Genomic DNA, 12,460 nt, shown 5'->3' with positions numbered 1-12,460 from the left:
GATGACGTCAGGCGGCGTGCGCAGGCTTGCGCTGCAGGGTGTGATAGCCGAACTGGCGCCGCGCGTCGCGCAGGGACATGCCGTCCAGCGCGGCGGCGACGATGCGCAATTCCACCGCCTGCATGGCCAGGGCGCGCTCGAACACCGCGTGCGCCCGGCCCGCCGGCACGATGACGACGCCGTCCTGGTCGGCCACGACGAGGTCGCCAGGCGCCACGCGCACGCCGGCCAGGCTGACGGGCGCGCCGACGGCATCCACCTGCACCCGGTCCTTGCCAGTACGCATGAAGCGCCCCAGCGCAAACAGGGGGTAGGCGGCGGCATCGGCTTCGGCCGTGTCGCGGCACACGCCATCGATGACGGTGCCAGTCACGCCCCGGTGCGCCGCCAGCTGGCTCATGATGCCGCCCCAGACGGTGCAATCGCTGCGGCCGGCGTTGTCGAGCACGGCAATGGCGCCCGCAGGAATATCGTCGAGGTAATCGCCCACCGTGCCGGGAGACTCGCTGTCGACTGGCGCGAAGCGCACGGTGAAGGCGGGGCCGAACAGGCGCCGCGGTCCGGCCACCGGGACGAGGCCGGGGACGCTGCCGGGCAAGCAGAAATAGTCGAGCGCGTCCGACACTTCCGCACTACTCAGGCCGCGCGCCTGCGTGAATAAACTGTCTTCCATGAAACGTCTCCTGATTGTCGTGGAGCTCAGTTTCATATAAAGTGTTTTCAATATCAAACATCGATTATTGACTCATGGATCAATAAAAATGAACTTAAGACAGTTGCGGTATTTTTGCGAAGTGGTGGAAGCGGGCAGCGCCGCGCACGCCGCCGAGCGCCTGCACGTGGCGCCGACGGCCATCAGCATGCAGCTGGGGCAGCTGGAAGCCCACCTGGGAGGCGAGCTGTTCGACCGTTCGCGCCGGCCCATGGAGCCAACGCCGCTGGGCCGGTTTTTCTATCCGCGCGCCAAGGAACTGCTGTTGCAGGCGGCGCGCCTGGACGACGAGGCCAAGGGCCTGGCGACGGGCAGCCACGGCTGGCTGGGCATCGCGTTTACCCGCTCGGCCACGTTCTCCGTGCTGCCGCGGGCCATCCGCCAGTTTCGCGCCGCCTATCCGCTGGTGCAGCTGGACCTGGTCGAGGCGCTGTCCGAATACCAGCCGGCGCAGCTGCGCCAGGGCCGCATCGATATCGGCCTGTCGCGCTTCATCGGTCCCTGCGCCGCGCCGCCCGACCTGTGCCACGCGGTCACCCTGGACGACCCGCTGGTGGCCGCCCTGCCCCTGCACCATCCGCTGGCGGCACGGGCGTCGCTGCGCGCTGCCGAGCTGGCCGACATCCCCTTCATCCTGTATCCGAAAGACCCGATCAGCCCCTTCGGCCAGCAGATCGTCGCCGCGCTGAAAGCGGCGGGCGCCGAGCCGGCCGTGGCGTATTCAGCCGTGGAAATCTACACAGCCCTGTCGCTGGTGGCCGCCGGCCTGGGCGCCACCCTGGTGGCCCGCTCGATCGCGGAAAACAACCGCACCGACGTGGTTTTCCTGCCGGTGGACGATATCGCCACCAGCACCACGGTGGTGGCCGTTACGCGGGCCGATGAAAAAAGCCGCCTGGTGGCGGCTTTCCTCGAGATCCTGGCGCATGGCGAACCACGCTGACGGCACGTCAGTTGGGATAAGCGTCTTGCGTCACGTGTTCCAGCCAGCTGACCGCCGTGCCATCTTGCGCCTCTGCAATGGCGACATGCTGCATGGCGGACGTGGCCGTGGCGCCATGCCAGTGCTTGACGCCGGGCGGTATCCACACCACATCGCCCACGGCCAGCGCTTGCAGCGGGCCCTGCCAGTGCTGCACCCAGCCGTGGCCTTGCGTGACGATGAGGGTCTGGCCTAGCGGATGCGTATGCCAAGCCGTGCGGGCGCCGGGCGCAAAGCTGACGATGCCACCGCCCGCGCGGGCCGGGGACGGCCGCTGGAACATGGCGTCGACGTCGACCGCGCCCGTGAAATAGCGGGCGTCGCCGGTGATGGTGGACATGGCGGCGGCGCGCGTGACGGTGACGGACGCTGGCGCAGAAATGGCGCCGGCCCCGGCAGAAACGGCTCCGGCGGGCAGGCAAAGCGGCAAGAGTGCCGCGGCGTATCGATGCATGTCTGGTTTCCTTTCTTGCCGGTAAATCGGTCCCCACAATGGGCTTGCCGCAGGGCAGCCGGCTTCGCCTGTCCCCGCAAGTCAAGCTTAACAGTGCTGGCCCGCGCTGATTAGCGGCGCAAACCCACTAGGGCCTATAAGCTGGGCTGATGAATAGGGCGATGCACGGCCGATGCACGGCCTGTCTCACAGGAAAGGCTGGCGGACGCCATGCGGGCAGGATTGCCTGATAATATGGGGGCATTGCTACTTCTCGCTCCCCTATCCATGCACGTCAACACGCTCAGCAGCCTGGCGCAACTTCTGGCCAGCGCCGAAACTGAAACCCTGGCCTTTCCCACCAGCATCAATACGGCCCTGCTCCTGCAAAAGGAACTGGCCAACCCGGATTGCCACTCGGCCGACATCAGCCGGCTGCTGCTGTGCGAACCGACCTTGTCGGCGCGCGCCGTGGCGCTGGCCAATTCGGCCCTGTTCGCATCCGGCCAGGCCCCAGCCATCACCAGCGTGCGCGCTGCCGTCGAACGGCTGGGTCACCGCAACCTGTATGCGCTGGCGACGGCGGCCGTCATCCGCCAGCTGAACGCGGGCCTCCGCGACGAAGCCTTGCGCGCCCGCGCCACCCAGCTGTGGGCGCACACCGTGCATGTGGCGGCGCTGGCGCATGCGCTGGCCGGCGCCGTCACGCACACGGATGCCGATACGGCGCTGTTCGCCGGCATCGTGCATGAAGTGGCCGGCTTTTATATGCTGGCCCAGGCCGACAAGACCCCGGGCCTGTACGCCCAGCTGGAAACGCAGATGGCGTCCACCCTGGAAGTGATCGGCCGCGCGCTGATGCGCCAGCTGGGCGTGCCGCTGCCCGTCGCCGATGCCGTCAATGCCTTGCCCGGCTCGACCATCATGCTGCCGCCGGAAGGCTTGCGCGACACCCTGCTGCTGGCCAAGGCGCTGTCTCCCGTCCCTTCGCCGCTGCCGCAGGCCAGCGTCACCGTCAGCGCGCCGCTGCAAGCCTACCTGGACCACGACCCCGTGCTGCAGGCGCTGCGCGCGCAGCCGTCGGCCGAAGCGAAGGGCCTGATCGAGGTACTGCTCAGCTGATGGCTGATCTGCTATGATGGCGCAGGCCGGGATGGACCCGGTCCGCTTTCATTGACGTCCACCGGAAAACTGCCTTGACTACCTCCTTACGCATGCTCGGCCTGGCCGCAGCTCTGACCATGGCGTGCAACGCCAACGCCGACAGCTTCGTTTCCTCGGCCTCCAGCGCCGGTTCCCAGTCGAGCGGCAGCATTTCCGATTCGCTCAACGGTTCGAGCAACAGCTCTTCGCGCGACAACAAGGTGGCCAATGGCCCTTACCGCATCATCGACGTGGCCGCCGTGCCGGGCCGCAACGGCATGACGCGCCTGACGATGCAGGCCGACGCCACGGCAACGCCGCTGGTGCTGGACTTGCCGCAAGCGGCACTCGACAAGCAGCAACTGGCGCAAGGCGACGTGGTGCATGCGCAAAACCGCGCCTACGGCATTGAATTCTCGCGCAACGACACGCGCGCCGCCTTCTTCCTCGTGCTGGCCGACGACTGGTACGGCGAAATGGCTACGCGTCCCGTCAGCCTTTGACTCTGGGTGTGACCCTGCGGCTGCTGGCCGGCTGCGCCGCACTCGTCCTGGCTGGCGCGGCCCATGCGGGCACCTCGCTCGCCTCCTCGCGCTTTTGCGACCGCGCGCAAGAACTCACGGCCACGGAACAGGACCGCCTGTTGCGCTTTGCCGCCGTCGTGCGCGAGGAACTGGCCGCCAGCGAAGGCAGCGTGGCCCTGATCAGCCGCTCGGGCCTGGACCTGGCGCGCTTCGGCATCCGCTATTCGCATGCGGCGCTGGCCTGGCGCCACGACAACGACAGCGGCTGGTCCGCGCGCCAGCTGTACTACGCCTGCGACGAAGGCCGCCCGCGCATCTTCGACCAGGGCACAGCCGGTTTCGCCATGGGTACGGAAAATCCATCGCTCGGCTACATCTCTCTCTTGAAATTGCCGGCGGAAACCGTGCCGCCCCTGCGCCGCGCCCTGCTCGACCCCGTGCGCGTGCAGCAGTTGCTGGCGGGCCGCTACAGCGCCAACGCGTATGCCTTCAATTTGAAATACCAGAATTGCAATCAGTGGGTAGTGGAATTGCTGGCCTCGGCCTGGGGTGAGCTGGCTGAGGGCAGCGACTTGCGCGCCCGTGCCCAGGACTGGTTGCGCGCTGCGCCGTATGCGCCCGCCCCCGTCGACGTGGGCGCGCGCTGGCTGATGCTCGGCTCGATCTTCGTGCCCCTCGTGCACATGGATGACCACCCGCCGGAGGCCATCGGCACGATGCAGCTTGCAGTGAGCCTGCCGGCCAGCCTGGAAGCGTTCGCGCGCCAGCGCCTGCCCGCCAGCGAGCGCGTGGAAATCTGCCACGACGGCAAGCAAGTGGTGGTGCACCGGGGCTGGGAACCGATCGCCGACGGCTGCGTGCCCGGCGCAAACGACCGGGTCATCGCTCTCGATTAGTTAGGTATCCGCGTCGAGCGCTTCACCTATCGCATAGAAACGCCCGCCCGCGATGTAGTGCAGGCTGCGCCAGGATGGATCGGCCTCCTCGAAATGCCAGTGCCCGTCGCGGAACACGCGCGTGTCGGCCCAGGCGCCCACCACTTCGCCGATGAACAGGTCATATGCTGCCTGGTTGTGCGGCTCGGGGATCAAACGGCAAGCCAGCCAGGCGGAGCATCCCGCCACGAACGGCACATCAACACCTTCCATATGAAACAGCCGCACGCCCGCGCGCGCCAGTTTATCAGGCTGCGCATCGAGGCTGTGCGTGCCCACGGCATGCGTCAACTGTAGCTGCGCCGCCGTCGGCACCTGGATGACAAACGTGCCGCTGCCCTCGACCAGCGCGCGCGTGCGCGTTGCCTTGTCCAGCACCACGGTCAGTTTCGGTGGCGCGAAATCGAGCGCGCAGGCCCAGGCGGCCGCCATTACGTTGTCGACGCCGGCATGGCGGGCCGAGACGAGGATGGAGGGGCCGTGATTGAGCAGCCGATACGCCTTTTCCAGCGGCACGGCGGCGATATGGTCACGTTCAGCTTCCCTGCTTTTCAGGGACAGGAGCATATCCCACTGGTCGATGCCCGGTCCGAAGCCATCCGGCGTCACTTTGACTGTCTCAAAACCGAAGCGCGCATAAAAACGCTGCGTATGCTGGCTGGTATTCATGCTCACACTGGCGACTCCCGGCACGGCACGGATGGCGTCCAGGCGGGCCTGCGTCAGCGTGCGGCCCAGTCCCTGCCCATGCAGATCCTGCGCCACCATGCCCCAGCACAGGCTGGCGACGGTGCCGCCCGCCTCCAGCGCATGGCCGCCGCAGGCGACGATGTCCCCGTCGCGTTCGATGACCAGATACGGATGCGTCGATGTAGCTAGCCAGGCGGCAAAGCCGGCGCGCTCCGAGGGGTCGAAAAAGCGCGGCGTATTGCCATCGAAAAGGGCCAGGCAGGCCTCGCGGTCGTCGGCCCGGTATGGACGTACTGTCTGCATTGCTATCCTTTCAAAAACAGGAAGGGAAATTATACGGCGCCACCCTTCACAGCAGGTTTTCCGACGTCACCACATGCACCCCGGGCGCGGCGGCCAGCGCCGCTTCCAGCAAGGTGCTGGCGATGCGTGGCGCGGGATTGATGCGCCAGCGGCGCGGCAACACGGGACCGAGCACGCGCAGGAGGCGCAGGGCGGCGCCCTCGCCCGCCCGCGCCACTGCGCGTTCGCCGCCGATCAGGCCCGGTCGCACGTGCGTGAGCGACGCAAAGCCCAGCGCCTCCAGGTCGCGTTCCAGCTCGCCCTTGACGCGGTTGTAGAAGAAGCGCGATGCCGCGTTCGCGCCGGCGGCCGAATTGAGCGCATACGTGCGCGTGCCGGCCGCCAGCGCCAGGCGCGCCGCAGCCAGCGGATAGTCGTGGTCGACTCGCCGGAACGCTTGCCGCGTGCCCGCCACCTTCATGGTCGTGCCCAGGGTGCAGATGACGGCATCCGCCTGCCACCAGAGCGCGTCCGCCGGCAAGTGATCGAAGTCGACGATGGGCGCTTCCAGTTTCGGATGCGCCGGCAAAGCCTTGCGCGCCGGCGCCACAACCCTGCTGACGCGTGCGTCCATCAGCGCCAGGCGCAGCACTTCGCGGCCCACCAGGCCGGTGGCGCCTATCAATATCAGTTTCATTCCTTCTCCCCGCATGCCGGACGCCACACGATACAGCATCGGGCGCCCAGGCAGCGCATCAGGCGCCCGCGTGCGTGTGATAGATCTTGCTGACGATGGTCCACTCGCCTTGCACCTTGAGTAAATTGAAAAAGTCGGTAAAGCGGAAACCCGAGATATCGTCCGTATCGACGCGCGCGCTGGCCGCCGTGCCCACGATATCGACGCGCACGATGGCAGCCTTTGCCTGCGGCGATGGCCGGAAGGCGCTGTCGATGATCTCGAACAGGCCTTCGATAGGCCCGCCCGTCAGTTTATCTTCGCCATCGACGCCGAAAATGGTGGCCTGGCTGCTGAACGCCGGGCGCATGATGCTGCTGTCGGCCTGCGCGCCGCCCGCATTGTATTGATTCAGCACGGCGACAATCGCCTGGTAATCCTGCACATAAGTGGTGTTGTTCATGTTGCGCTCCTTGGGTGGGTGAAAAAAGAAATCAGTACGGGCTTGCGGGCCAGTCGGTGTAGCCGCTGGCGCCACCGCCGTAATACGCCTCGCGCGGCGCCTCGGCCAGCGCCACGCCATGGCGCAGTCGCGCCACGAGGTCCGGGTTGGCGATGAAGGGACGCCCGAAGGCCACCGCATCGACCTTGCCCTCTGCGCGGCGCGCCAGCGCCAGTGGCAAGTCGTAATGGTTGTTGCCGATGTACGGGCCGTTGAACAAAGCGCGCAGCGCGTCGAGGTCGACGCCTGCCGGCACATCGCGCGAGGTGGCCGTGGCGCCCTCGACGAAATGAAGATAGGCCAGTCCATGGCGATTCAACTGGTCGATCAGGTAGCCATAGGTGGCCATCACGTCGCTGTCGACGGGCGTGTTGCCCGCGTCGGGCGTGACGGGAGACAGGCGGATGCCGACCCGCGATGCGCCACAGACGTTCACCACGGCTTGCGTCACTTCCAGGGTCAGCCGCGCGCGGTTTTCGATGTTGCCGCCATAAGCGTCCGTGCGCCGGTTGGTCGAATCGCGCAGGAACTGGTCGAGCAGGTAGCTATTGGCCGAATGCACCTCGACGCCATCAAAGCCGGCGCGCAGCGCGCATTCGGCCGCATGCGCATACTGGGCAACGATGCCGCTCATTTCCCGCGTTTCCAGCGCGCGCGGCATGGACACGGGCTGCATGCCGCTGGCGGTGTAGGTGCTGCCCTCGGCCTGGATGGCGGAAGGCGCGACGGGCGCGGCGCCATCAGGCTGCAGGCTGGCATGCGAAAACCGTCCCACATGCCATAGCTGGCAGACGATCTTGCCGCCGGCCGCATGCACGGCATCGGTGACCAGCTTCCAGCCCGCCACCTGCTCGTCCGACCAGATGCCGGGCGTCATTGCGTAGCCGCGTCCCTGGGGCGAAATATTCGTCGCTTCGCTGATGATCAGGCCGGCGCCGGCGCGCTGGGCGTAATACTCGGCATGCAAGGCATGCGGCACGCCATCGTCGCCCATGCGGCTGCGCGTGAGCGGCGCCATGACGATGCGGTTGGCCAGGGCCAGCGCGCCAAGATCGACTGGGGAAAATAAATCGCTTTTATGCTGTTCGGTCATCGTATTGCTTTCATGTTTAGTGAGAAAAACCCGGGAATAACTGACCGGTCGTCTACTTTATGGTTAAAAAAAACGGCTACGACAGCAACCGTTGCGTGGCCGACATGGCAGCGTCGAACGGCCCGCCGCTCTTGGCGACCTTGACCATCAGGGAAGCGCCCAGCCACAACTGGTAAAGGGATTCGGCCAGCACGCGCGCCGGCGTCGTCGCCGCCACGGAACCGTCGAGATGGCCCGCTTCCACGCACAAGGTCAGGCGTTCCAGGATGGCGCCCGTGCCTCGCTGCAGCACGGCGCCCATGTCCACGGACAAGTCGCACACTTCCGCGCCCAGCTTGACCACCAGGCACTTGCCCTCCGGCGCGCTGCTTGCCTGGGTCGCGCTCCAGTAGTCAAAATAGGCCAGCAGGCACTCACGGGCATTGCCAGGCCCCGCCAGCAAGGCGTCGACCGTCTGCAGATAGGTGCTGAAATAATCATCGAGCAAGGCTTGCCCAAACTCTTCCTTCGACTTGAAATAATAGTAAAAGGAACCTTTCGGCACGCCGGCCGCCGCCACCAGTTCCGCCAGGCCCACGGCCGTATAGCCTTTCTCGGCCATCAGGGCCTTGGCGATGTCGATCAGGTGCTGGCGCATGTCAGCGGAGGATTTTTTGCTCATGCGGCCAGTATAGCAAAAAATCTGACCGGTCGTCTAGCGATCGATATTCCCACCTCTGTCACCCCAGGCGCAGCGCCAGCGCCGCCAGGGTCAGCAGCAGCACGGGCACGGTCAGCACGATGCCGACGCGGAAATAGTAGCCCCATGAAATATGGATATTCTTGCTGTCGAGCACATGCAGCCACAGCAAGGTGGCCAGGCTGCCGATGGGCGTGATCTTCGGCCCCAGGTCGCTGCCGATGACGTTCGCATAGATCATCGCTTCGCGCACGGCCCCCTGCGCCGTCGTCGGGTCGATGGCCAGCGCGCCCACCAGCACCGTCGGCAAGTTGTTCATCACGGACGACAGCAAGGCCGTCAGCACGCCCGTGCCCATGGCCGCGCCCCACACGCCATATTGCGCGCAGTGGTTCAGCATGCCCGTCAGGTAAGCCGTCAAGCCCGCATTGCGCAAGCCATATACGACCAGGTACATGCCCAGTGAAAAGACGACGATATGCCACGGCGCATGGCGCAGCACGTGGCGCGTGGAAATCACGTGGCCCTTGCCCGCCACGCCCAGCAGCAACGCGGCGCCCACAGCGGCGATCAGGCTGATGGGCACACCCAGGGCTTCTTGCGAGAAAAATCCCACCAGCAGCAGCGCCAGCACCAGCCAGCCGGCGCGGAAGGTAGCCAGGTCGCGGATGGCGGCGTCCGGGCGCTTCAGCTGCGAGGCATCGTAGTCGCGCGGGATATCCTGGCGGAAAAAGAGCAGCAAGACGCCCAGGGTGGCGGCCACGGCGACGACGTTGACGGGCACCATCACGGACGCGTACTCGGCAAAGCCGATCTTGAAGAAATCGGCAGAGACGATATTCACCAGGTTCGACACCACCAGCGGCAGGCTGGCCGTGTCGGCGATGAAGCCGGCCGCCATCACGTAGGCCAGGGTGGCTTTGGCGGAAAACTTCAGCGCCCGCAGCATGGCGATGACGATGGGCGTCAGGATCAGCGCGGCGCCGTCATTGGCGAACACGGCGGACACCAGCGCGCCCAGCAAGACCAGCAGCACGAACAGTTTTCTACCGCTGCCCCCGCCCCACCGCGCCACGTGCAGCGCGGCCCATTCGAAGAAGCCGGCCGCGTCCAGCAACAGGCTGATGACGATCACGGCGACGAAGGTGCCGGTGGCGTTCCACACGATATGCCAGACGACGGGGATGTCGCCCCAGTGGATCACGCCGGCCAGCAAGGCGACACCAGCGCCGATGACGGCGCTCCAGCCGATGCCCAGGCCGCGTGGCTGCCAGATGACGAGGATCAGGGTGGCCAGGAAAATGAAGAAAGCGGTCAGCATGCGGCGAGGTTCCGTTCGATGCGGCATCGCGGGCACCATGCCCGCAGCCTTAAATATCCAACACTTCAATGATAGTGGAATTATTGAATTAATGCATGGCCTTTATATTCATGCGCAAAAAATAATCGGGCCTGCCGGCTTTGCCATTATCTTTAGGCAACTAATCGGTGTATATTCCCACGGCAACATGACCTGTGAAAAGGAGGCGCTGGTGACAACCGTATATCAGACAGCAACGATGGGCGAGGCACGCGTGCGCGTAGCCCTGGTGGACCGCGGCAGCGCCGACCTGCTCGTGCACCGCGTGGGCAGCCCGGGCCTCGCCCATGGCGACGCCCTGTGGTGCCTCACGCGCACGCGTCAAGGCGCCGCGCTGCTCGCGTATTTCACCTCGCAAGGCATGGCACAGCTGAAAATCTGCTTTGTCGACAGCCATGGTGAAGCGGGCTGGACAAAGCCGCACCCGCTGCGCGGCCAGCTCTAGGAACTGGACACTGTTTTCTTGACAAAAGGAGTGGCAAATGGATTTGATCCTGCTGGAACCAGGCGACCCGGAACTCGTATTCGGCAAGGCGCCGGGCGCTGCAAACAACGGCATCGACGCCGTCTGGCGCGATGGCGGCTCGCTCCGGGATGTGGGGCAGTGCATCGAACTGGTCTCGCTGCATCAGGGCATGAAGCAGCAGGTGACGACGGACGTCAGCAACTCGGCGCGCACGTCGGGACGGCCCGTGATCAGCGAATTCACCTGCACCAAATATGTCGACCAAATCTCGGTCAAGTTGTACGAACTGTGCCTGGGGGCCAGGCCGCTGGGCGCAGGACCAGGCCAGCCAACGAGACTGTACATCGTCCGCAATTCCGGCGACAAAACGAGCAACCTCATCACCATCGCCCTGCGCGACGCCCTGATCAGCGAAATCCAGCTGCAAACCCATCCCGACGACATGCCGACCGAACAGTTCAAGCTGAGCTTTACGGAAATCCTCTGGACCTACAGCGCGCAGCAGGCGGACGGCAAGTCCGCTACCCAACACACGACGGGCTGGAGCCTGGCGCGCAACCGGCCGATCGGGGCTTTTACAGGATAAGCACATGAACAACGCTGCATACGACCCTGCCACAAGCTACATCGCCAACGCTGGCCTGGTGCTGGTCCACCCATTCCTGCCCAGGCTATTCACGCAGCTGAAGCTGTTGTCCAGCAACGACGACGGCACGCGGCAGCTGCGCGGAGAGGATGGCGCGCGCGCCGTTCACTTGCTGCAATACCTGAACGATGGCGTAACCAATGCGCCGGAGCCGGAACTTGTGCTCAACAAGCTGCTGTGCGGCCTGGAACCCGGTTTCCCGGCTCCCCCCGTTGATCTTCGCGATGAAGAAAAGGCAGCAGGAAATCAACTGCTGGCCGCCGTCATAGGCAACTGGCCCAGTATTGGCAATGCCTCGACAACAGCGTTGCGCGAAACATTCCTGCAGCGCGATGGCCGGCTGCAATGGGACGATGGGCAATTGTCACTGACTATCCGGCGCAAGACGGTTGATGTACTGGTGGACGAGCTGCCATGGGGGCTTGCCATCATCGTGCACCCGTGGATGCGCCAGCCCCTGCACGTGACTTGGTAGACGCACACCCGGCTGACAGCCATTCCACAAGGAAACCCGCATGAGCAACTACATCCACATCGCCGGCAGCCCCAGAACCGGTATCGTACTGCTGGGCGACGACGGCGCGGTGCGCAGCCTGAGCCAGGTCGAGACAGCGTCAGCATGGCAAGATTCACCGAAGTTCGCCGGCGTCGTGCCCGGCGAAGCGGTGTTTGCCTGCCTGCTTGGCGACGGTGCGCACTTCACCACGGTGGCTCACGGCACGGCCATCCGCTATCTCTCTACGCTGGGCCAGCCGTCCGCGCGCTGGAAGGATGTCGCCCCACTGCCCGCCGGCACGGGCATGGCGGGTCTGGCCGGCGATCACCTGGACGGCTACCTGCTGCTGACCGCCGATGGCCACGACCTGTACCGGCTGGGCCGCGACGGCGGCAACACCAGTGGGTGGAGTGAATGGGAGCCATGCGCCGCCCCGCCGTTGCGCGGCAAGGCCACGCTGATCGCCGGCGACTGGCAGCACGGCGTGCTGGCGGTGGGCGACGGCGTGGCAGTGAAACTGGCGCACAGCGGCGCCGGCGACGCCTGGACGGCACTGCCGCCGCCACCGGTCGCCATCGAGATGGTGACGGGGAATTTCCGCGATGGTTACATTGCGTACGGCGAGGGATGCCTGTGCATGCTGGACGCTGGCGCCCAGCCAAGGTGGCGCTTCCTGCCCACGCCGGACTTCGACTTCCGCGCCTTGTCCGGCAATCCGGCCCATGGCCTGGCGGCTGTGCTGGCCGACTCCAGTGGCGACGGCGCCCTGGTCGCCTATGCCCTTCGACCGGAGCAGGGATTGTGGTCGCTGGCACTGGCGCCGCGGGCCAGGCGCCGGTAA

At 65.7% G+C, this 12,460-nt stretch carries 16 protein-coding genes and 1 pseudogene; 8 read left to right on the top strand and 9 right to left on the bottom strand.

Features of this window, described 5'->3' with window-relative positions; all coding sequences use genetic code 11:
- Positions 1-7: 7 nt before the first annotated feature.
- Positions 8-673, bottom strand: a complete 666-nt coding sequence (locus ACQ4WY_RS26545; protein WP_436506658.1) for an RraA family protein — start codon at positions 671-673, stop codon at positions 8-10.
- An 88-nt stretch (positions 674-761) separates the two neighbouring features.
- Between ACQ4WY_RS26545 and ACQ4WY_RS26540 the strand changes: the two genes are divergently transcribed.
- On the top strand, positions 762-1,655 hold the full coding sequence (locus ACQ4WY_RS26540) for a LysR family transcriptional regulator (RefSeq protein ID WP_436506657.1): 894 nt from the start codon (positions 762-764) through the stop codon (positions 1,653-1,655).
- Positions 1,656-1,662: 7 nt separating this feature from the next.
- Here ACQ4WY_RS26540 and ACQ4WY_RS26535 read toward each other — a convergent pair whose 3' ends face one another.
- Positions 1,663-2,148, bottom strand: a complete 486-nt coding sequence (locus tag ACQ4WY_RS26535) for a (R)-mandelonitrile lyase (RefSeq protein WP_436506656.1) — start codon at positions 2,146-2,148, stop codon at positions 1,663-1,665.
- A 234-nt stretch (positions 2,149-2,382) separates the two neighbouring features.
- On the opposite strand from ACQ4WY_RS26535, the gene ACQ4WY_RS26530 reads away from it, so the two are divergent.
- The 3 genes from ACQ4WY_RS26530 to ACQ4WY_RS26520 all read left to right on the top strand — a co-directional run bounded on the left by ACQ4WY_RS26530 (position 2,383) and on the right by ACQ4WY_RS26520 (position 4,690).
- A complete protein-coding gene (locus ACQ4WY_RS26530) occupies positions 2,383-3,249 on the top strand; it encodes an HDOD domain-containing protein (RefSeq protein ID WP_436506655.1) in 867 nt (288 codons plus the stop codon).
- Between the two features lie 92 nt (positions 3,250-3,341).
- Positions 3,342-3,773, top strand: coding sequence for a hypothetical protein (locus tag ACQ4WY_RS26525; RefSeq protein WP_353661052.1), 432 nt, complete (start codon positions 3,342-3,344; stop codon positions 3,771-3,773).
- A 2-nt stretch (positions 3,774-3,775) separates the two neighbouring features.
- On the top strand, positions 3,776-4,690 hold the full coding sequence (locus ACQ4WY_RS26520) for a DUF2145 domain-containing protein (RefSeq protein WP_436506773.1): 915 nt from the start codon (positions 3,776-3,778) through the stop codon (positions 4,688-4,690).
- Here the strand turns inward: ACQ4WY_RS26520 and ACQ4WY_RS26515 are convergent, their stop codons facing one another.
- The 7 genes and pseudogenes from ACQ4WY_RS26515 to ACQ4WY_RS26485 form a co-directional block, all read right to left on the bottom strand.
- A complete protein-coding gene (locus tag ACQ4WY_RS26515) occupies positions 4,691-5,296 on the bottom strand; it encodes a flavin reductase family protein (RefSeq protein WP_436506772.1) in 606 nt (201 codons plus the stop codon).
- A gap of 3 nt (positions 5,297-5,299) precedes the next feature.
- Positions 5,300-5,722: pseudogene (locus ACQ4WY_RS26510) on the bottom strand (GNAT family N-acetyltransferase); the annotation flags it as partial.
- A 46-nt stretch (positions 5,723-5,768) separates the two neighbouring features.
- Positions 5,769-6,398 carry a Rossmann-fold NAD(P)-binding domain-containing protein gene (locus ACQ4WY_RS26505; RefSeq protein ID WP_436506654.1) on the bottom strand — a complete coding sequence of 210 codons (630 nt, stop codon included), beginning with the start codon at positions 6,396-6,398 and terminating at the stop codon, positions 5,769-5,771.
- A gap of 58 nt (positions 6,399-6,456) precedes the next feature.
- Entirely contained in the window at positions 6,457-6,840 is a 384-nt protein-coding gene (locus ACQ4WY_RS26500; protein WP_353657510.1) for a nuclear transport factor 2 family protein, read from the bottom strand.
- A gap of 31 nt (positions 6,841-6,871) precedes the next feature.
- Positions 6,872-7,972, bottom strand: coding sequence for an alkene reductase (locus ACQ4WY_RS26495; protein WP_436506653.1), 1,101 nt, complete (start codon positions 7,970-7,972; stop codon positions 6,872-6,874).
- A gap of 76 nt (positions 7,973-8,048) precedes the next feature.
- Positions 8,049-8,633: a TetR/AcrR family transcriptional regulator gene (locus tag ACQ4WY_RS26490; protein WP_436506652.1), complete on the bottom strand. Its 585-nt coding sequence runs from the start codon at positions 8,631-8,633 to the stop codon at positions 8,049-8,051.
- A gap of 58 nt (positions 8,634-8,691) precedes the next feature.
- Complete coding sequence (locus tag ACQ4WY_RS26485; protein WP_436506651.1) at positions 8,692-9,972, bottom strand: arsenic transporter; 1,281 nt, start codon at positions 9,970-9,972, stop codon at positions 8,692-8,694.
- Between the two features lie 211 nt (positions 9,973-10,183).
- On the opposite strand from ACQ4WY_RS26485, the gene ACQ4WY_RS26480 reads away from it, so the two are divergent.
- Genes ACQ4WY_RS26480 through ACQ4WY_RS26465 form a run of 4 tightly spaced genes read left to right on the top strand, consistent with a single transcriptional unit; the run spans position 10,184 to position 12,460 of the window.
- On the top strand, positions 10,184-10,456 hold the full coding sequence (locus ACQ4WY_RS26480; protein ID WP_353657514.1) for a 7(1) septoil knot domain-containing protein: 273 nt from the start codon (positions 10,184-10,186) through the stop codon (positions 10,454-10,456).
- Positions 10,457-10,493: 37 nt separating this feature from the next.
- Entirely contained in the window at positions 10,494-11,063 is a 570-nt protein-coding gene (locus tag ACQ4WY_RS26475; RefSeq protein WP_436506650.1) for an Hcp family type VI secretion system effector, read from the top strand.
- A 4-nt stretch (positions 11,064-11,067) separates the two neighbouring features.
- Positions 11,068-11,598, top strand: a complete 531-nt coding sequence (locus tag ACQ4WY_RS26470) for a contractile injection system tape measure protein (RefSeq protein WP_436506649.1) — start codon at positions 11,068-11,070, stop codon at positions 11,596-11,598.
- A 40-nt stretch (positions 11,599-11,638) separates the two neighbouring features.
- On the top strand, positions 11,639-12,460 hold the full coding sequence (locus ACQ4WY_RS26465) for a hypothetical protein (protein WP_436506648.1): 822 nt from the start codon (positions 11,639-11,641) through the stop codon (positions 12,458-12,460).

The organism is Janthinobacterium salmonicoloratum, assembly GCF_051380845.1.
Classification (GTDB): Bacteria; Pseudomonadota; Gammaproteobacteria; order Burkholderiales; family Burkholderiaceae_D; genus Janthinobacterium; species Janthinobacterium lividum_F.
This window is presented reverse-complemented; position numbering and strand designations above follow the sequence as displayed.